General features: G+C 50.4%; 17 protein-coding genes. 11 read left to right on the top strand and 6 right to left on the bottom strand.

The features are described from left to right. Positions 1-15: 15 nt before the first annotated feature. A complete protein-coding gene (gene sigI, locus AC3WRW_RS23680) occupies positions 16-795 on the bottom strand; it encodes an RNA polymerase sigma factor SigI (RefSeq protein ID WP_492548738.1) in 780 nt (259 codons plus the stop codon). Between the two features lie 196 nt (positions 796-991). Here sigI and AC3WRW_RS23675 point away from each other — a divergent pair, with 196 nt between their 5' ends. Further along, on the top strand, positions 992-1,633 hold the full coding sequence (locus tag AC3WRW_RS23675; RefSeq protein WP_492548737.1) for a helix-turn-helix domain-containing protein: 642 nt from the start codon (positions 992-994) through the stop codon (positions 1,631-1,633). Here the strand turns inward: AC3WRW_RS23675 and AC3WRW_RS23670 are convergent. After that, complete coding sequence (locus AC3WRW_RS23670) at positions 1,604-2,233, bottom strand: hypothetical protein (protein WP_492548736.1); 630 nt, start codon at positions 2,231-2,233, stop codon at positions 1,604-1,606. The two genes, AC3WRW_RS23675 and AC3WRW_RS23670, sit on opposite strands and share 30 nt — an antisense overlap. Before the next feature lie 175 nt (positions 2,234-2,408). Between AC3WRW_RS23670 and AC3WRW_RS23665 the strand changes: the two genes are divergently transcribed. Next, positions 2,409-3,191, top strand: coding sequence for a LytR/AlgR family response regulator transcription factor (locus tag AC3WRW_RS23665; RefSeq protein ID WP_492548735.1), 783 nt, complete (start codon positions 2,409-2,411; stop codon positions 3,189-3,191). Positions 3,192-3,246: 55 nt separating this feature from the next. Here AC3WRW_RS23665 and AC3WRW_RS23660 read toward each other — a convergent pair whose 3' ends face one another. After that, positions 3,247-3,669, bottom strand: coding sequence for a hypothetical protein (locus AC3WRW_RS23660; RefSeq protein WP_492548734.1), 423 nt, complete (start codon positions 3,667-3,669; stop codon positions 3,247-3,249). 215 nt (positions 3,670-3,884) lie between these two features. Between AC3WRW_RS23660 and AC3WRW_RS23655 the strand changes: the two genes are divergently transcribed. The 7 genes from AC3WRW_RS23655 (at position 3,885) to AC3WRW_RS23625 (ending at position 15,599) form a co-directional block, all read left to right on the top strand. Next, positions 3,885-4,286: a DUF4912 domain-containing protein gene (locus AC3WRW_RS23655; RefSeq protein ID WP_492548733.1), complete on the top strand. Its 402-nt coding sequence runs from the start codon at positions 3,885-3,887 to the stop codon at positions 4,284-4,286. 23 nt (positions 4,287-4,309) lie between these two features. Continuing rightward, positions 4,310-7,132 (top strand): 1,4-alpha-glucan branching protein domain-containing protein, encoded by a 2,823-nt coding sequence (locus AC3WRW_RS23650; RefSeq protein ID WP_492548732.1) that lies wholly within the window; start codon positions 4,310-4,312, stop codon positions 7,130-7,132. A gap of 12 nt (positions 7,133-7,144) precedes the next feature. Then, positions 7,145-9,553 (top strand): sugar phosphate nucleotidyltransferase, encoded by a 2,409-nt coding sequence (locus AC3WRW_RS23645; protein ID WP_492548731.1) that lies wholly within the window; start codon positions 7,145-7,147, stop codon positions 9,551-9,553. A 73-nt stretch (positions 9,554-9,626) separates the two neighbouring features. Then, entirely contained in the window at positions 9,627-9,839 is a 213-nt protein-coding gene (locus AC3WRW_RS23640) for a hypothetical protein (protein ID WP_216625716.1), read from the top strand. 111 nt (positions 9,840-9,950) lie between these two features. Further along, the gene (locus AC3WRW_RS23635) at positions 9,951-10,508 is read left to right on the top strand and encodes a DUF4912 domain-containing protein (protein ID WP_492548730.1); all 558 of its coding nucleotides are present in this window, start codon (positions 9,951-9,953) and stop codon (positions 10,506-10,508) included. Next, a complete protein-coding gene (locus AC3WRW_RS23630) occupies positions 10,505-13,483 on the top strand; it encodes a 1,4-alpha-glucan branching protein domain-containing protein (RefSeq protein WP_492548729.1) in 2,979 nt (992 codons plus the stop codon). The genes AC3WRW_RS23635 and AC3WRW_RS23630 overlap by 4 nt, the downstream gene beginning before the upstream one ends. A 151-nt stretch (positions 13,484-13,634) precedes the next feature. Next, positions 13,635-15,599 (top strand): glycoside hydrolase family 15 protein, encoded by a 1,965-nt coding sequence (locus AC3WRW_RS23625; protein ID WP_492548728.1) that lies wholly within the window; start codon positions 13,635-13,637, stop codon positions 15,597-15,599. A gap of 65 nt (positions 15,600-15,664) precedes the next feature. On the opposite strand, the gene nfsA is transcribed toward AC3WRW_RS23625, so the two are convergent. Continuing rightward, the gene (nfsA, locus tag AC3WRW_RS23620; protein ID WP_492548727.1) at positions 15,665-16,417 is read right to left on the bottom strand and encodes an oxygen-insensitive NADPH nitroreductase; all 753 of its coding nucleotides are present in this window, start codon (positions 16,415-16,417) and stop codon (positions 15,665-15,667) included. A gap of 200 nt (positions 16,418-16,617) precedes the next feature. Here nfsA and AC3WRW_RS23615 point away from each other — a divergent pair, with 200 nt between their 5' ends. Next, on the top strand, positions 16,618-17,154 hold the full coding sequence (locus tag AC3WRW_RS23615; protein ID WP_492548726.1) for a MarR family winged helix-turn-helix transcriptional regulator: 537 nt from the start codon (positions 16,618-16,620) through the stop codon (positions 17,152-17,154). A 120-nt stretch (positions 17,155-17,274) separates the two neighbouring features. Here AC3WRW_RS23615 and AC3WRW_RS23610 read toward each other — a convergent pair whose 3' ends face one another. Next, positions 17,275-17,658 (bottom strand): glycine cleavage system protein H, encoded by a 384-nt coding sequence (locus AC3WRW_RS23610; RefSeq protein WP_492548725.1) that lies wholly within the window; start codon positions 17,656-17,658, stop codon positions 17,275-17,277. Positions 17,659-17,739: 81 nt separating this feature from the next. Next, positions 17,740-18,288 (bottom strand): peroxiredoxin, encoded by a 549-nt coding sequence (locus AC3WRW_RS23605; RefSeq protein WP_047681044.1) that lies wholly within the window; start codon positions 18,286-18,288, stop codon positions 17,740-17,742. 1,826 nt (positions 18,289-20,114) lie between these two features. Between AC3WRW_RS23605 and AC3WRW_RS23600 the strand changes: the two genes are divergently transcribed. Then, complete coding sequence (locus tag AC3WRW_RS23600) at positions 20,115-20,279, top strand: hypothetical protein (RefSeq protein ID WP_492548724.1); 165 nt, start codon at positions 20,115-20,117, stop codon at positions 20,277-20,279. Positions 20,280-20,375 lie beyond the last annotated feature (96 nt).

Genomic DNA, 20,375 nt, shown 5'->3' with positions numbered 1-20,375 from the left:
TTCTTTATGCTGTGCTCATTCTCGAATCTGTAAATAATCTCGCAAGTAAGGGTATGGACCGTTGAAAATGAGAGCTATTGCTATCAAATATTTACGGTTGCGCTCCAATGTTTTTCTTGAAACCTGTACTTGCTCCAGCAGCTCTTTGATGGGCAGCTGCCGTTTCGTCAGAAGAGTCCGCATAAGTTCCGCATCCTGCGCCAGCGTCCGTCCGATGCCGAACAGCATCTGTCTGGAATCGTCATGTTTAGGAGAGGCTTCCGTCAATTCAGAGAAATCGATATCAAATTCACTAAGGCAGCGGCTGAAATCCATAATTTCGCTTCGCCGTTCTTCAAGTCCTTTTTGCTTCTCATAAGCTTCTATTGCTTGATGAACCTCAATCGGATTGAGTAGGTTATCTTCATCATCTTCCTGATCGAATGAACTATAAGGAATCTGTCCTTTGAAACGTTGTTCTTTACGCAAGAAATCAATTAATCTCCTCCGCATGACCGTTTCGGCAAAGCCTAGAAAAGATCTTCCCATAACGGAAGAATATTGATTAATCGCTTCATTAAATGCCCCTAGAGCAATACTAAACTCATCGTCCCTAGCCGGATCTATATATCGTTTACAAAACCTGCTTGTCACTTTAGCTACGTAGGGCTGGTAATCCGAAATAAATTGATTCCTAAGTCTTAGGTCTCCTGCTTGAATTTGATGTATGGTAACCTCAAGGGAAGAGGCATGGGATTCACTTTGTCCCTGGGATTCCTTTTTCCCAAGGAACCTTTTGAATAGTACCAGTAGCACCTTTCCACCTCACAGTATAGTAGTTTCGTCCTTATGTATAACAATTCGGGGGGTACGCTTGATGTTAAAGGGAAATAAAAAGTAGATTTATTATAACATAGATGTTCAAATGAGCACCTACTGGCAAATAAAACCTGTGTAGACGATTTCATTTTAATCCAGAATCCTTTACAATTAGGGCAAGGAGGTGTTTCATTTGGAGCAAGGTAATCAATTTGGCAAGTTCCTCGAGACTTTACGCGGGAAAATGTCCTTGCGAAAGGTTGCCAGCAAAAGCGGCCTGTCTCATGCTTACATTCGAGATTTAGAACTCGGACGTAATCGTACCACGAATGACATCATCAAGCCATCCCCTGACACCTTAAGGAAGCTTTCGCAAGCTTATCAATATCCTTATACGGATCTTTTAATGAAAGCCGGATATCTGGAAGAAGCGTCATCTTGGCAGACGCCCGGTGAAATCCGTTTAGATAATGTCTGGTATGTGGAGTTCGGTACGAAATCAATCAAGTACTTTTCGCAAGAAGGAATCGTGGAAGAAAACGTAGAATCGCTCGTGGCTTTTACCAGCTTCATAGAGGCATTAATGGATCTCCAATTTGTGAAAGTGGATATGCATCTGTTCGTGAATCTGAACAAAATAAAAAAGTATGCCCCCTCAGAAGGCAAACTTTATTTTGATACGCTGGAAGATGGACCTTTCATTACCGTTGCTGCAATGGCGCAGATGAAATATCATCAGACGCTGCTTGACTATGTGGCTAGAAACACAGGCATGTCTATGGACGCAGATAGCGATGCCCGCCAACTAACGTTGAAAGCTAAGCTCCTTACCTAACATGACATAAATAAAAAGCGCTGTTTCGAAACCAAGCAATTGAATCGGCATTAGTGCGCTCAGCATGCTTTCCGGATAAAAATCTTGGTAAGCGATTCCAAGGATTACCACAAGAATAAAAAGGTAGAATCCTGCGTTTTCTTTGGTTAGCGGTATTCGTGTGTAATGCGTCAGGAACGTGAAGCCGAGCCGAAGCTTGCGAATGCCGACAAGCATGCCGCATTTCGTGCCAATGATTAAAAGTAGAATAATTGCTTGCTGAGCCGTGTCGTCATCCATATCTGTAAACGAAGCGAACGGCATTAGTTCCCATATCGTATAAATTCCTGTAGACACAATGTCGGACAAGATATACCCGGATATTGCAGCGACAACAGCCGGTATGGGTTGGAATTTCCAAACGCTTATGATCAGCACAGCGATGATGCTTATGTAAAATAAAGGACTTTGGTCCATATAGGCGACCATCGATCCGGCAAGTGCAGCGAATGAAATGGGCCACCAGTGCGGCTTTATTTTTTGTCTGAACAGAACCAACGATAATAGAATCACGGGGACAAAATCAAGACAGGCCAGAATAAATTTCGCCCATGTAAACAAAAACTAACCCCTCATTTCTAAGCTTGCTCCTAGGAGATATCTCACTTAACTCTACAACTAGAATTATACAAGATAACGGATCTTTTGCGTTCAAAGTGGACTAAGTTGGCTGTTTCCGAGCATAAGCTGACAGAATGCATAGGAAGTGGTGAGAGAAATGGAGTGCGATGAGTGTATGGGGCACCGTTTCACAGTTGCCATCGTAGAAGATAATTATTGGGCCGGCAAGCTGCTGGAAAGCTATTGCCAGCAATGCGGATTGCATGTCATCTCGGTCGCCTCGGACGGCGAACAATTTCTTGAGACATACGATCAGCTTCTGCCGGACATCATCCTGGTGGATATCGGACTTGCAGGTAATCTGGATGGCATCGCCATGGTGCAATCATTACGCAAAGCCGGTTATCAGCAGAAAGTGATCATGGTAAGCGGCACGACAAATATCGATCATATCCTTACGAGCTTCCATGACCTTGGATCTCTCTATTTTTTGTCTAAGCCGGTGGCGCTGCCTAAGTTTCAGGCGGCCATTCGGAAAGCCATTGCGAAAATTCAATTGGAGCGCAGCCAATTGCTTCAAGAGGCTCCTCCTGCCAAGACAACCTGGATTACCGTCAAAAATCAAAAATCTCAGCTGCCCATCTCGGAGGAATCGATCCTTTTCGTTGAGAAAGAAGACAAGCGCTTAACAAGAATTCATCTCATGAATGGCGCTCAAATGGAATCGAGTACCAATCTAACGGATATTCTGTCTCAGAGTTCGCCGCTGATCTTTAGTCCGTTCAAAGGATTCCTTGTCAATATGCGGCACGTTGTTTCGTATGTCAAAGAAAGCGGCTTTCCTTCGTCACGCAGATTTCTTATTCATTTGAACCATACATCTGTAAAAATTCCGCTAAGCAGAAGCCTGCAAAAAGAATTCGGTCAATTGCTGCAAGGAATTCATGGGAACGTGTAAAATAAAAGGCCGCTAATCCGTTGAAAAAGGATAGCGGCCTTTATGGTTATAACCTCTACATGGGCTTAGAGGTTTTTTTGTTTTTCAGCTTATCGCGGCGAACGCTTAGCATTTTCAATCGTTTCATGAGCTGATCTTCCCATTCGGCATCCCCTAAGGATTTGGCCACCCCGAGCAGATCCAGCGCCATATCGATTTGACTGCGCACGATCTCCATGGGCTCTTCGCCTTCATGGTTCACGCAGTTGTCGTGCAGCAGATGATCTTTCCCATCTACATACTCCAAGAAATCAACCTCGTGAGCCCCGTCCCCATGGGCGTACTCCGCCAAAATTTCATATTCGTTCTCCACCAGATAATGAACCTCAATGCGGTGACATACCGGGCAGAAGAGAATCGGCACATTATGAATCTGCGTACGAATATGTTTTAATGTCCCTTTTGTTCCAATCATACTAGCGCCACAACAAAAACTCATCGTCATCACTCCCTTTGAGCTTTCCGTGAGGAAAACTTGCATCGTAGCATAATCTTCATTACCCCGGATTGATCTAATATATTCGCCTCGAAAGCTTGAAATTCCTTTTTTACGAGACATCTAGATTTTAGCAATCCACGCATATTTTTCTGGGGAAAAGCAAATGCTTTTACAAGCAAACGGTCATCCGACATGAGATTTCCAGAAAAGAGGAAATGGCCTTGAAAGCATTCCCTATTGCAAGCTATGAGGTTCCCGGAAGATATCACAAGGACTTACTCCATCTTATGGTCGTAGGCGCACATTCGCTCTATGTATATTGGGAAATATCTAACAGACGCAGATGGCTGGTGTCTCAGCATTTTGAATGCGACTTCGGCGTCATGCCAAACGTCATCCGTTTGTACGATGTAACCCATTTGCTTTTTAACGGACATAACGCACATGCCTATTGGGATGTAACTACAGAGCCCAAGGCTGATCACTGGTACTTGCATCACGTCCATGCCGGCCGCAGCTATATAGCGGACATTGGCACCTATACGTGGGAACGTGAATTTATCCCCTTGCTTCGATCCAATTGTGTTGCAACACCCAAAGATTCGGAAGCGGAGTAGGGAGAACGGGGTGACGATTCTCTTTGATTAATCGCATAAAACCGAAACCTGAGATTAAGGGCTATTTGGCCCTCGTGCTGCATGCGCATCTTCCTTACATCCGCCATCAGGATCACGATGCAGACCGGGAGGACCGCTGGTTTTTTGAAGCCATGACAGAAACGTATTTACCCTTGTTGGAAGTTATGCATCATCTATCTCAGGATCAGATCGATTTCCGCATAACCTTCTCCATGACTCCGACTCTCTTATCCCTGTTCAGCGATCCGCTCCTGCAAGACAAGTATCGCGCTTACCTCGGCGAGCTTATCGCGCTAGCAGACAGCGAACAGGTTCGTTTACATAAGGACCCCGTTCTCCTTCCGCTTGCCAAACATTACTCGCAGAGATTTCAAGAGCTTCAAAAACTGTATGAGAGCTACAACGGAAATATCATTGTTGCTTTTAAACACTATCAAGCGCTGGAACAAATTGAAATCGTACCTTCCGCCGCGACACACGCTTATCTGCCGTTGATGAAAACGGAGGCGTCCATCCGGGCGCAAATTTTGACGGCCGTCCAAGCGTATGAGCGTTATTTCGATCGAAAGCCGCGCGGCTTCTGGCTGCCCGAATGCGGTTATACGCCAGAGATTACGCGCATGCTGGACGAGGCTGGCATTCAATATGTCTTCACGGATTGGACGGCTGTTGCTTTTGCTTCCCCGCAGCCCCATCGCGGGCTGTTGGCGCCTCTGACGGCAGCATCGCATGGCTTGACCGCCTTTCCTTGCGATCCGGAATCCGCTCTGCAAGTAACTTCTGCCGAGCATGGCTACAGCAGCGACTTTCTTTACCGGGACTACTACGCTGGCAGCGCTGCTTGCTTCAAATACAACCGGAATACAAGCAATGGCAGCCTCAAAGTGCCCTATCACCCGGCGCTCGCCTTAACGAAAGCAGCCGAGCATGCCGAAGATTTTCTCCAGCATCGGCAAAAACAAGTAGAGCAGGGACTGCGCTGGATGGACCGAAAACCGATTATCGTGTCTGCCTATCCTGCGGAGCTGTTCGGTCATTGGTGGTATGAAGGTCCCCACTTTCTGGAGCAGCTCTGCCGCAGCCTGTTTCTCGATCAGACGACGCTCAAAATGGTCACCCCCAGCGAATACTTGGAGGAATATCCGACGTCGGGCGCGGGCCAGTTGAACGAATCCAGTGCAGGCCGAAACCATAATTCCGAAGTATGGCTGCAAGAAAGCAATCACTGGATCTACCGTCATCTGCACGAAGCCGAAGAACGGATGATCCGAATGGCAGCAAAACAGGAGCATCCCAGCCCTCCTGACAGCATAAGCGTCGAAGTGCTCAAGCGGGCCTTAAATCAAGCGGCCAGAGAGCTCATGCTGGCGCAAAGCAGCGATTGGGCGTTCATGATGGACTCGCAGTCCTTAGCTGATTGGGCGATTCGCCGAACCAAAACGCATCTTGGCTGCTTCCATCAGCTGTGCGATCAGGTGGATGCGGGAGAGGTCGATGAGATTTTTCTTGCCGACCTGGAGGAGAAAGACCGCTGCCTTCCGGATGTCGCGTACGAGTCATTCATCAACTTCTCTCGCCCATCGCCCATGTCTATTCTTCCAAGCTGGAGCGAATGGGAAACGTTGCAAGAAGAAACGAAGCACCGTCCCAACGTGTTCATGCTGACCTGGGAATATCCGCCTAAACAAGTCGGAGGATTATCCAGAGCCGTCCATGAACTGTCCGAGGCGCTTGCCGCCCGCGGAGAAATCGTCCATGTCATCACGACTTCGTGTGAGGGTGCGCCCGGTTTTGAGAAAAAGAACGGCGTTTATGTCCATCGATTGCCTGTGCTGCATTCCGGCGACACTTCTTTCTATCACTGGACCTTCGAAATGAATCTCGCGATGACCGACCATCTGGTCAAATGGAAAGAAAACGGCGGGCGCATCGATCTGCTGCATGCGCACGATTGGATGGTTTTCCACGCCGCAAGGGAAATAAAAATGAGCTATGGCATCCCGCTCTTTGCCACGATCCATGCAACGGAATGGGGACGGAATCAAGGAAATCTGCACGGGGACTTGCAGCGGAAAATTCATCAGATCGAATGGAAGCTGACGTATGAGGCTAACCGCGTTTTTGTATGCAGCTCCTACATGAGAGATGAAGTTGTACGGATATTCAACCTGCCTGCGGATAAAGTCGCCGTTCATCCGAACGGGATACAGCTCCCAGCCTCATCAAGCAAGGAGGCTTCGGCACGTCCTCATGAGCTTATGAAGCAGGATAAAGTCATTTTCTATATCGGCAGGCTTGTTTTTGAAAAGGGCATTCACACGCTCATAGACGCCATGCCGAACATCTTGTCCCTGGTGCCGCACGCGAAGCTCGTGATAGCCGGGTCGGGGCCGATGGAAGCCGAACTGCGGACACAAGCGGCTCATTTGGGAGACCGCGTCTTGTTTACCGGTTTTATTGATGACAGCTACCGCGTTCAGCTCTATCAAAGCGCAGACGTTTGCGTCATTCCCAGCTTATACGAACCTTTCGGTATTGTGGCTTTGGAAGCGATGGCTTACCGCAAGCCGATCGTGCTCTCCGATACAGGCGGTCTGGCCGAAATCATTCGGCATGGCGTGGATGGGTACAAGGCTCTGCCGGGACACACCGAATCACTGTCTTGGCATGTTACCGAAATGCTCCTAAATCCGAAGCTGGCCGCCAAAATGGCCGATAACGCCTACCAATGGCTTCAAACAAACTACCAATGGAGCCATATCGCTGCGCATATTCAAGAGGAGTACCGCCAGCTGACCTATGATTTATCCGACATTCACATTTAAGGAGGCCCTACTATGAAGGCTGTTATTATGGCTGGAGGCAAAGGCACGCGGCTTCGGCCCCTTACGTGCCATCTTCCCAAACCTATGGTGCCTCTCCTGGGCAGACCGTGCATGGCCTATATTATCGAACTGCTTCAAAAACACGGCATTCATGATATCGCGGTCACGATGCAGTATAAACCTGAAGTCATACGCGACTTTTTTGGCGACGGAGAAGCCTTTAACGTGAATCTTCACTATTTTGAAGAAACGAGCCCGCTCGGCACGGCCGGAAGCGTCAAACAGGCGCACGATTTTCTGGACGATACCTTCGTGGTCATTAGCGGGGATGCTCTCACCGATTTCGATTTGGAACAAGCGCTAGCTTTTCATAAAGAAAAACAAGCCAAAGCCACGCTGCTCCTGACTCGTGTCTCTCACCCGCTCGAATACGGCGTTGTTATGACCGATCAGGATGGGCGGATTACCCGGTTTTTGGAGAAACCAAGCTGGGGCGAGGTGTTTAGCGACACGGTAAATACGGGTATCTATATTATGGAGCCGGAGACGCTGGAGCGAGTGCCCCTGGGACAAGAATTTGATTTCAGCCAACAGTTATTCCCAGCTTTGCTCCAAGAGAACAATGGGCTCTATGGCTACATCAGCCCCGGCTATTGGATGGACATCGGCAATTTGCAGCAGTATCGCCAAACCCAGTTTGATATGCTCGACGGTAAAGTCCGGCTCCACATTCATGGCACCCAAATTCGCCCTCAGGTGTACATAGCGGATGATGTGGAGACTAGCGACACCGCCCGCATCGTTGGGCCTGCTTACATCGGCAAGGGGAGCAAGCTCGAAGACGAGGTAGAGCTCGGGGAATACTGCATCTTGGGCGAAAATAACCGGCTTTCCAAAGGCAGCAAGCTGACGCGCAGTGTGTTATGGGACCATAATCATATCGCGCCAAACAACGAATTGGCCGGCTCCACACTGACCAGCCGTATTGTTTGTAAAGAGGCATCGTATTTGGGAGAAGGCTCGGTCGTCGGCAATCATGTCGTTATCGGGGAGAAGAGCCGCATTGAACCTAACGTGAAAATTTGGCCTCATAAACAAATCCGCGACAAGTCCCGCCTTCATACTTCTTACATATGGGGGGAGCATGCGGCCAAAACGTTATTCAAAACGCGCGGAGTAAGCGGTCTTCCCAATCTGGAAATAACGCCCGAGATGGCCGCTAAATTCGGCACAGCCTACGGAGCAACCTTGGCCGCCGGCAAAACGCTGACCGTAAGCTGCGCTCCGCACGGCTTCACCCGGCTGCTAAAGCGCGCCTTGACAGCAAGTCTGCAGTCTGCCGGCACGCATGTCATCGATTTGGGAGATTGCTTGGTGCCGGCGGCTTCGTTCGCCATTCGCCGCTTAGGCGCGGCAGGAGGCATCCATCTGGATTGGTCAGGCCAAGAGGACGAGCAGTGCCATTTGGCCTGTATGGACGCAGAGGGACTGCCAATCCCGAGATCCGCCGAGCGCAAAGTGGAAAACAGCTTCTGGCAGGAGGATTACGGCCGGGCATCCATGAATAAGCTTGGCGGATACAAAGACGAGACGCATTGGTTTCAAACGTATATTCGCACGCTCGCGGAAGAAATCGCAGATGAGGGGGAAGCTTTGCCCATACTGGCTTTGCGGATCGTCGTCCAAGCCAGTTCATGGCTTCAGCCCTATCTCGTTCCTTTCTTCGAGAAATTGGGGATCGAAGCGATTCATGTGACGGCGGCCAATTGCCAGGAGCCTCTCCCCCTTTTCACATCGCTGGCCGGAGCCAGTCTCGGCATGCATATCGGGGATGACGGCCGTACGCTGCAGCTTGTAACGGAGAAAGGAGAAACCGTCGATACCGATGTGCAAACGGTATTCCTGTACCTGTGCTACTTGCACAGCCGGCCCGGAGCAACAATCGGCGCTCCCGTCAGCGCTCCCGAGCTTCTGGAAAGCATAGCGGAAGGGCTCGGCGCTTCGATCGTTCGGACCAAGGAATGGGAACGCTCCATTCTCGAAGCTACGCCCCAAGCGCAGATGCATCCGTTGTTCGACTCGCTTTTTGCCGTTGGACTTGTTCTGCTTCATTTGGGCAGAACCGGCATGCCGCTCTCGGAGCTGCTGGCTCTGATTCCGAGCTTCTACCTGCATCGCGAGCAAATTGATTGTCCTTGGGACGCTAAGGGAGAAGTGATGCGCAGCATGATGGAACGAACGAAGGATACGCCTGTCGACTTGGTGGACGGCATCAAATTTTATCATGACAATGGCTGGATCTTGCTGCTGCCGGATAGCGATGATCCCGTTTTCAGGCTTGTCGCCCAGTCTCCGAATCCCATTCTTGCCGAGCAGCTCGTCCATTCCTATCGCAACCACATTCTAAATGTTCTTCAATAAGCATACTATATGACAGATATATCCACTGCGGGTGTTTTCGAAGACTTACGATGAAGGGGAGAGCGGCGTGAATATGATTCCGAGTGTTTCCAGGCAGATCGCTTTTGTACAGTATGACGATCAATCTTCCAGTATGACGGTTCAATACCATACCGGTTTCAAGGCCTCTTATACGAATATTAATCCGGATGACTACCGGTTGATTTTAAGCTCCGTCAACCGCTACGATTCTTTAATGAGACTTACGGAAACCCGATACATGGAAGGCCAGTCTCCAATCAAATAAAGCCTACCCGGATATCTCCCCTTTTTGATAAGGCGGAGATTTTTCGTTTCCAGGACGTGTATGCTACAATGTTGTCCAAAGGTCTAAAGCAGCTTATTTCCCAAAGAAAAGGTGAGTTTGATTCCTACCCAAGCCCTCTCTGCGCATCCTAATGACAGGGATACACTTCACTTGCTTGTACAATCACAGACCAATGTTTTTGCCTACTGGCAGCTTTCTTCCAGAAAAATGAAGATGGTACAGGAACACTTCGGCACAGACTGGCTTCTGCTGCAGCCGACCTTGCGCTTATATGAAACGCCCGAACAAGCTGCCGGCTCTGCTGGAACGGCTAACGTTTCAGAGCTGCCGCTTCCCCCAGGACCATCCTGCTTCCTAAGCGGATTTCTGCCCGGACAGCATTACTTCGCTGAACTCGGCATCAAGAATGACCAGGGACATTTTCTCCCGCTGCTGCGTTCTAATACGATTCTGACTCCCCATATACATACGAATCAAGAAATTCCTTCAAACGAACTCACACCGAACAACCTTGTTGTTTACCGGCCTGCCGCCGTTTCCATTGAGCTGGTGACATCTAAAACTTATGAGCATTTCTCTGCCTACAGCGTGTACCTACCCAAGAGCGCATTCCCGGCAAATACGGAATTCGGAGGCGATATTGATTGAGCACAAACGTACACGGTTATGTTGCTTTGCTCCTGCATGCCCATATCCCTTACGTGCGTCATGATGAAGCCGACATCACTTTGGAAGAACGCTGGTTTTTTGAAGCGGTCGTCGACAGCTATCTCCCTTTGATCGAAATGATGGACCGGCTGCTGGAGGAGGGCGTGCCTTATGCGCTGACCTTATCCTTATCTCCTCCGCTGCTTGCCATGCTGGAGGATGCCGGCCTGCAGAAGAGGCTGCGCAAGCATCTGGCCTCCCTGTGCGAGCTGGCGCAGCGCGAAGTCATCCGCTTATGGGGGCATGCCGAATTCGGCGCTACGGCGAGGCTCTACGCCGACCGCTATCACCGGCTGCTCGCTTTGTACGATCGCCTGCGGGGCGATCTCATCGGTAAATTCCGCAGTCTGAGAAGCTCAGGCTGCTTAGAACTCATTACGTGCGCCGCGACGCATGCCTTCTTGCCCCTGGTCAAGAATGACGCCGCGCTGCGCGCGCAGCTTGAAGCCGCCGTCCAGGAATTCCGGCGGCACTTCGGGTCCGCCCCGGCCGGTATCTGGCTGCCGGAGTGCGGCTATACGCCTGCGGTGGAGCCCCACCTGGAGGCGCTGGGGCTGCGCTATTTCGTTGTGGATGCGCATGCGTATGCCGGAGCGCCAACCTGCTTTCCGCTGCGTACGCCAAGCGGCGCATGCGCCTTTGCCCGGGACGAGGATGCCGGCGCTCAAGTATGGAGCGCCGAAAGCGGCTACCCGGGCGACCCCGACTATCGCGAATATTACCGCGATATCGGCTTCGACCTCGGCGCGAACGGCGGCGCCGAGTGGGAGTACTTGAAGCCCTATGTGCTGCCGGACGGCGCACGCATTCATACGGGCTTCAAGTACTACCGCGTCACCGGCACGGGTGACGCCAAAGCGCCCTACCACCCGGCGCAGGCCGCGCAGAAAGCTCAGCAGCATGCTGAGCATTTCGTCGCCAGCCGGGTGGCGCAGCTTCGCGGCCTCGCGGAGGAGCGCGAGGCGGGTGTTGGCGGCAGCGCAGCGCAGCCGCCGGGACCGCCGGTCATCGTATGTCCATACGATGCCGAGCTGTTCGGGCACTGGTGGCATGAAGGCCACCAGTGGCTCGAGGCCGTGCTGCGCGGCCTTGCGGCTGCGCGCAGCGATGGTGTCGTCGTGGCTGCGACGACACTAGGCGGCTACGCGGCCGCTCATGCGCCGGCTGCGGCAGCCGTGCTGCCGGAGTCGAGCTGGGGCCGCGGCGGCTATGCCGAGGTCTGGCTGCAGCCGCGCAGCCAGTGGGTGCATCCGCTGCTGCACGCGGCGGAGGATCGGCTCGTGCTTGCGGCGGTCAAGTACCGCAAAGCCGAGCTGCTCGGCCCCCTGCAGGTCCGTGCGCTGAATCAAGCCGCGCGGGAGCTGATGCTCGCGCAAAGCAGCGACTGGACATTTATTCTGGACGCTGAGACGGTAACCAATTATGCGGTGAAACGTATTGAGACGCACATTGCGTCTTTCCATAAATTGTTGGATGCGGTTGAAAACGATACGGACTTCTTTTCAACCGGAAAGCTCTCCGAGCTTGTGACAGCCTTAGAGCGGAAATCCCCTTTTTTGCCGGAAGTCCATTACCGTCTTTATCAGCCTGCTGCTGTAAGCTTTTTCCGTGATTCCTCAGGCGAGCTTCCGACTCCTGCTCCATCACAACCCGGCACCTTATCGCCCATGCGCATTCTGATGCTTGCTTGGGAATATCCGCCCCATGTCATCGGAGGTCTTGCCAGAGCCGTCAACGACTTATCCGTACAGCTTGCCGCAGCCGGCCATGAAATTCATGTCGTCACCTGCCTTGCACCCGATTGTTCGCCTTATGAGCGGATAGATGGTGTGCATGTGCATCGGGTTGAAGTGCTTTCTACTCCGGAGTCCCTTCATTTCCTGGACTGGGTGTTTCAGATGAATATGGCCTTTGCCGACAAAATTCTGCGCTTATGCGCTCAAGGCGTACAATTCGACATCGTTCACGCGCACGATTGGCTTGTGTATTATGCCGCCAAAGAGTGCAAACATGCCCTGCAGCTCCCGCTTCTGGCTACGATTCACGCGACCGAATCCGGACGCAACATGGGTAAGCTCGACACTCCGGTACAAAAACGCATACACGCTTTAGAACAGAAGCTCGCAAACGAAGCGGATCATATCGTGGTCTGCAGCCCATACATGCAGCAAGAGGTCATGCACCTTTTTCATATTCCTTTTCATAAAATGACCCATATCCCTAACGGCGTTATGCCCTTTCGGGTACCTGCCGCTTACGACTCGACATCTAACCGGAAGCTTTCTCAAGCGCTTTCGTTCTCTTCGGCTTCGCCTGACGACGCGCCCCCTCCCATCCTTGCATTCCTTGGAAGGCTGGTCTATGAAAAAGGCGTACACATCCTTATCGCTGCCATGCAGGCCGTGCTCAAAGAATGTCCGGCCGCCCGTCTGGTTATTGCCGGCACAGGCCCTGAGCTGGAGGGGCTCCAGCAGCTTGCCGCTCCGTTTGGCGACCATATCCGCTTCACCGGATTTCTGGGTGAAACCGACAAAAGCCTGCTTTTGCATCGAGCAGATCTCTGTGTTTTCCCAAGCCTGTACGAACCTTTCGGCCTTGTTGCTTTGGAAGCGATGGCCAGCGGCACGCCGCTGATCGTATCGGACACGGGAGGTCTGTCCGGCATCGTGGACCATGGCGTTAACGGGTACAAGGTGCCTCCAGGAGATGTGGGCCTGCTGGCTTCGCACATTGTGCAGCTTTTACAAAATCCCGTTGCTGCCGCCGAACTCGCTGCGGGCGCTTTGATCAAAGTAAGGGACCGCTTTGGGTGGGAGCAAATCGGCGCCATGACGTTATCTGCTTATGCGGCATTGATCGGCGCTCATGAGGAGCCATCAGGTATATTCCCGCATCAAAAGGAAATAATCAAATAATATGGGTAACTATGCCAATTGAAAGCGTGCCCAGTCGAAATTTTCAGAATTTTTTCGAAGAATCATTGATTCCTTGGTAATTATTAGGTAACCTATTGGCAGGCCTATATCTGAAATCGACAATTAAACAACGAGTGGGGAAGTGATTGTATTGCCTAGACATCTGGTCATCGGAAACGGAAAATTTCTTATTAATCTCGATCAGCATTCCTACATGCGAGATCTGTACTATCCTTTCGTAGGCCAGCTTAATCATATTGGCGGCTATCAATGCCGTGTAGGTATTTGGGTCGACGGTGACTTTGCCTGGCTGAATTCCCCCGAGTGGCAGTTCAAACTTGGTTATGTGGAGGATTCCCTCGTCACGGAGGTGACCGCAACGCATCCCGGTCTTGGCATCACCTTGCTTATGAATGACGGCGTTCATCAACGTGAGGATATCTACATCAAGCGCATTCAAATTACGAATCACAAATCTACCGTTCGCGAAGTGAGAATGTTTTTTAACCAAGACTTGCTCATTAACGAGACCGAGGTTGGCGATACCGCTGCCTTCTATCCGCTCACGAATACGGTGTTCCACTATAAAAAAGACAGATATTTCATGTTCAACGGCAGTACGGGAACAGAAGGCATTTTTCAATACTCTACAGGTGTCAAAAGGTTTTATAACGCCGAAGGCACGTGGCGCGACGCGGAAGACGGGCATTTGATGGGCAATGCCATCGCGCAGGGCTCGGTTGACAGCACGATCTCGTTCCGGCTCTTCGTACCGCCTAACGCCAACCAAACGCTCTACTATTGGATGGGAGCAGGCAAGAATCTGGAGGAAGTTAAGAAGCTTGATGCTTATGTCAAAGACAGCCACCCCGGGAAGCTTTTGGACCGCGTAACGGTCTATTGGCAGCGGTGGGCCAATAAAATTGAGCGCGATTATTACGATTTGAATGCGGATGTACAGCGCCTCTTCAAACAAAGCCTGCTGCTCGTCAGGACGCAAACCGATGTGAACGGCGCCATTATCGCCGCCAACGATTCTGACATCATGCAGAGCAATCGCGATCATTACAGCTACATGTGGCCTCGCGACGGTGCTTTAATTGCTTATTCCATGTCCATGGCGGGCTACCAAGGAATGATTATTCCTTTCTTCAATTTCTGTGCGAACGTGCTGTCACCTGAAGGTTACCTCCATCATAAATACAATCCGGACGGCACCGTGGGCTCCAGCTGGCATCCTTACATCCATTCCGGACGGGTTCAGCTCCCTATTCAAGAAGATGAAACGGCCCTTGTGTTATTTGCGCTTTGGGCGGACTTCCAGAAAAATGGAAGCCTTGAATTTGCGCAATCGCTCTACCGCAACCTCATCCGCAGAGCAGCCAGATTCATGTCCACTTACATTGATCAGGAATTGAATCTGCCTAAGCCGAGCTACGATCTGTGGGAGGAGCGCTACGGGATTTATACGTTTACGGCATCAGCTGTATATGGCGGATTGATTGCGGCTTCGAACTTTAGCAATCTTTTCGGGGATGAAGAGCGCAGCAACCGCTACAAGCATACGGCGGAGAAAATTAAATCCGGTATTCTCAAACATCTGTGGGACGAGAATGAAGGCCGGTTCGTACGCGGATTGTACATGGAAGATGGCGAATGGGTCAAAGATATGACGCTGGAAAGCTCCGTATACGGCATCTTTGAATTCGGAGTTCTGCCTGCGGACGATGAACGTGTGGTCAGTACGATGAAAGCGAATAAAGCCGGTCTTACGATCAAAACAGCCGTCGGTGGTTCCGCCCGTTATCATCATGATTATTACTTCCAACGCTCTACCGATATCGAAACTGTGCCGGGTAACCCTTGGATCATTTGTACGCTCTGGATTGCCGAGTGGGAAATCGAGTATGCCAAAACGTTGGCCGATCTCGAAGCCCCGCGCCAAACATTGGAATGGGTCGTCAAACACGCCATGGAAAGCGGCGTCCTATCGGAGCAATTGGATCCATTCACCGGCGATCCGGTTTCCGTTGCCCCTCTTACTTGGTCGCATGCGACTTATGTGCTCACCGTTGTGAAATACTTGAACAAGTACAAACAGCTCGCAAAGCAGTAATATGTAAAACCGTGGAGTTAACACTTTGGGTAAAGTGCTGGCTCTGCGGTTTTTTGCTTATGAGACTAACTGCGATTCATCCCTTTGCTTTGAACATAGTGTGTAAAACGATGCACCGGCGCTTTGCTTTGAAGCACCTTAATCAGCTTGTGGGACCACGTGTCGCTTCGCGCATTTTCGTTGCGGCCCGCATAATAGGCGCTCATCTGCGCGTCATATTGATCGATTTGCTGCAGCTGCTCCTCCTTGCTGGTGCTGTAGTGATTTTCAAAATAAACGGCTGACATCGGCAGACGCGGCTTAATGTCCGTGTGCTGGTCCGGCACGCCGATGGCCATTCCGAAAAGCGGCACAACGTACTTCGGCAGCTGAAGCATCGTATCAAGACGCTCAATGTCCCTTGCAATAGCGCCGATAATTACCACGCCCAGCCCCATCGATTCGGCGGCTAATGCGGCATTCTGTGCAGCCAGTGCGGCATCGATGACGGCAATTTGGTAAAATACCGAGCTCTCCAGCATGGACTGCATATTCTCCGCTTCCTCCTCCGACCCCCGCACCGTAATCCGGTGAAGATCCGCACAGAAAATGAACAGATGGCCGTTGTTGGCCACATACGGCAAGCCGGTTATGGCGCCCAATTCTTGTTTCATAGCCGGATCCGTAATCCCAATGAGCGAATAGGATTGCATGAAATTGGATGATGACGCCATTTGTGCAGCCCTTACAATTTTCTCGATCTGCTCCCGGGTCACCTGCTCCTCTTTAAAACGTCGAATCGATCGATGGTTCATCATTGTAGTTAGCACTTCATTCATATGTTCTACACTCCTCCGGTTAGTGCGTTGGTGTGTCTGAGTTTGCACTTGCAGCCGCTGCGATCAACCGTACTTCAAATATTGTTTCCTGGAAACTATATTATCGCAAGGCATCCCCTTTGTCAATATTGTTTCCCGGAAACTTTATTTATGGGTGTATTTTTGGTATACTTAACCTGAAAAGAAAGGCGGGTGTAACCATGATGAATGAGCAAAAAGAAGCTCTCGTGCGTGAGCTCATCGCTTCTTTTTCGAAGCTGGCCCAGCGCATTCAAGAGGTTGATGACGAAGAGCATCAATGGCTGATCCGGCATTGCCGTGATCCAGCTCTCATCGACATTATCAAAGACATGACCGTTATGATGCTGCACGTGCTTGATGCCATCGGAAAGCTGGAACCGGTGAACGGCATTACCATCTCCAAAAGATTTGATATTCCCAAAGGCAGCGTCTCCAAAATCACGAAGAAATTAATCGCCCTGGGGCTCATTCAAACGGAAGCTCTCCCCGGCAATAAAAAAGAAATCATTTACCGCACGACTCCGCTCGGCTTGGAACTCTTTCACCTGCACGCCCAGCTGGATCGCCATTTGGAAGAGCGTACTTTCCGTGTTTTGGAAAAATACGATGCCGAGCAGCTTCGCTTCGTCAGCGCTTTTCTGCAGGATATCATGCAGAGTTCCACGGGGGATCCGCAGCAAGTGGCTGTGCCGGTTCCGTTGGACGAATCCCAATGAGATGGCCCTGCGGACGGGCAATATCTGCATCATATTGGACGGAATCCTTAGCGGCCGCGCCAATCAAAAAAACCGCAAGGCCCTGTTAAAGCGGTCCTGCGGTCTTCTATTTTTGTCCCCTCACTCTAAGGCATAATTCGCCTCATACGTCCCCACATCCATGAGCTGCTCAAGCTCCGACGGCTCGCTGCATGCCATACGAAACAGCCAGCCTTTCTCATACGGCGATTCAATCAGCATCATCGTCGCTCGTTCCAGCAGCATGTTGACGGCGATGACCTCGCCGGATAGCGGGGCTAGCAGCTCATGCTCGTTTTCGGCGGTCTCCAAGGAGCCTGCATAATTTCCTTGCTCCAGTATCGCTCCGCGCTCCGGGAGCTCGATGAATAAAACCATCCCCCACGCTAGCAAGCCGGTTTCCGTCAGGCCAATGACAGCCTCGTTCCCTTCTTGGCGTATCCAATAATGATCCCTCGTATATTGCAAATGCGTAGGTACGGTCACGTTCATTCTCCTTCATGAAGAAAAAGCTCCCCCGCCGCATTCGCATGCCAGCTAAGAGGAGCTTCTCTATGTATGAAAAGCTTATTTTACGACAAGGTTTTTGTCGCCTGGTTTCCAGTTCATTGGGCACAATCCGCCGGATTGAAGCGCTTGAAGGACACGAAGTGTTTCTTCTACGCTGCGGCCTACGTCGTTGTGGTTAACAACTTCATATTTCAATTCGCCTTCTGGATCGATGATGAACAGACCGCGAAGCGCGATGCCTTCTTCTTCGATTAGAACGCCGTAGTCACGTGCTACGGATTTCGTGATGTCAGCAGCAAGCGGGAACTCCAATTTGCCAAGACCGTTGTCGTTGATTGGTGTGTTGATCCAAGCTTTGTGCGTGTGGATGCTGTCGATAGAAACGCCAAGAATTTCAGTGTCCAATTCTTTGAATTGAGCAGCCGCATGACTAAGCGCTGTGATTTCTGTCGGACAAACGAATGTGAAGTCCAATGGGTAGAAGAACAATACTAACCATTTGCCTTTGTAATCGGACAAAGATACTTTGCCAAACTCTTTACCGTCACCTGTAGCTGTCTCCATTGTAAAGTCTGGAGCTTGTTTACCAACTAAACGCTCTGCCATGTGTATGATTCCTCCTAATATCTATCTTATTCGTATAAAATGGTATCATTCGAGTAGATGAAAGTCAATAATTAGACAGCATACTACATAATAATTACTTTAAAATATGTAGGCTCCATGAACATGTCATCTTCTGCACTCTTTTCTGCACTTTTGACCGCTCTGCTCCCCTTAACCTAGGAGCAGAAAAACCGTCATTTAGCGCCGGTGCGGGCGGGTTCTCTATGTTGTACTTTGTACAATATTAATGCCCTATTTAGGGCGCGGCGCTCCTCTATGTTGTACTCCGTACAACCATTTTGTCTTGAACCCGCTTTCTTTTGGCCTGTTACGTCCAAATGATTGCACTTTGTACAATGAAGGAAGGCACTACATGGATTAGGCCGCTCCTATGTTGTACAAAATGCAGTATAGACTACGGTTTTAAGAAGCCTCATGGTGAAAATGCGCCCCCTCCACCCATTTGTCCCTTCCTTGGGCTAATCGTTTTGCGGTGGCGACGTCGCACATACAATTTTCGCTGCTACCTCATACTTACTCTCTCCCAATTGTCCAGCCAAACGCTTCAGTCTGCCACTCTGCGAACATCTCATTGAGTATCTTATTAACTACAGCTCGCTGTTACCAGACACACTATCCCCCAATTGCCCAGCCAAGCGCTTCAGCACGCCGATCCACTAGCATCTCATTGAGTATCTTATTAACTACAGCTCGCTGCTACCAGACACACTCTCCCCTAATTGTCCAGCCAAGCGCTTCAGCCTGCCATTCTGCTAACATCTCACTGAGTATCTTATTAACTACAGCTCGCCGCTACCAGACGCACTCTCCCCCAATTGTCCAGCCAAACGCTTCAGCACGCCGATCCACTAGCATTTCATTGAGTATCTTATTAACTACAGCTCGATTCTACCAGACGCACTCTCCCCCAATTGTCCATCCATGCGCTTCAAACTGCCGATCTATTAGCATCTCATTATGTATCTTATTGACTACAGCGCTCATACCTACCATACACACTCTCCCTCCATTGTCCAGCCAAACGCTTCAGCCTGTCGATCCACTAGCATTTCATCGATTATCTTATTAAGTACAACTCGCTGTTACCAGACACACTCTCCCCCAATTTTCTAGCCAAGCGCTTCAGTCTGCTACTCTGCTAACATCTCATTTAGTATCTTATTGACTACAGCTCGCTGCTACCAGACACACTCTCCCCCAGTTTTCCAGCCAAGCGCTTCAGTCTGCCACTCTGCTAACATCCCATTGAGTATCTTATTAACTACAGCTCGCTGCTACCAATTACTCTCTCCCCCAATTGCCCAGCCAAGCGCTTCAGTCTGCCGCTCTGCTAACACTCATTTGAGTATCTTATTAACTACAGCTCGCTGCTATCAGACACATTCTCCCCCAATTGTCCAGCCAAGCGCTTCAGCCCGCCGATCCACTAGCATCTCATTGAGTATCTTATTGGGTATTCCATCTAGAATCTCACCGAGCATCTCATTGCATTGCTCCAGCCCTACCCGCCCGCAGCGTGGGCGATTCTTAAACATGCAACGTCCGGGTGGTTTCTCTATGTTGTACTTTGTACAATATTAATGCCCTATTTAGGCCACCGCGTTCCTCTATATTGTACTTCGTACAATCATTTTGCTCTGAAGGCGCTTTCCATAGACCTATTACGTCCAAATGATTGCACTTTGTACAATGAAGGAAGGTACCACATGGGCTAGACCGCTTCTATGCTGCACAAAATGCAGTATAGACTACGTGTGTTGAGAAACCTTTAGGTGAAACGCGGGCCCATCCGCTCGCCCATTACATTGCACTTGAATTGGTTCTGGTTCCGGTTCCGGTTCTGCTTCTGGTTCTGCTTCTGGTTCTGGTTCTGGTTCTGCTTCTGGTTCTGCTTCTGGTTCTGGTTCTGGTTCTGGTTCTGGTCCTGGTCCCAGTTCTGCTTCTGCTTCTGGTTCCCGTTCTGGCACTGACTCGTACTGGCTCTGCCTCCCCCTCAGTCCCCACACCGACTCGCACTAGCTCTGCCTAGTCCTGTTTCCTGTCCTCCCCCCAGTCCTCCCACTTCC

The sequence above is a fragment of the Paenibacillus sp. FW126-R14 genome (genome assembly GCF_058789495.1).
Note: the sequence above shows the minus strand (reverse complement) of the source record. Positions and strands in the feature narration are given on the sequence as shown.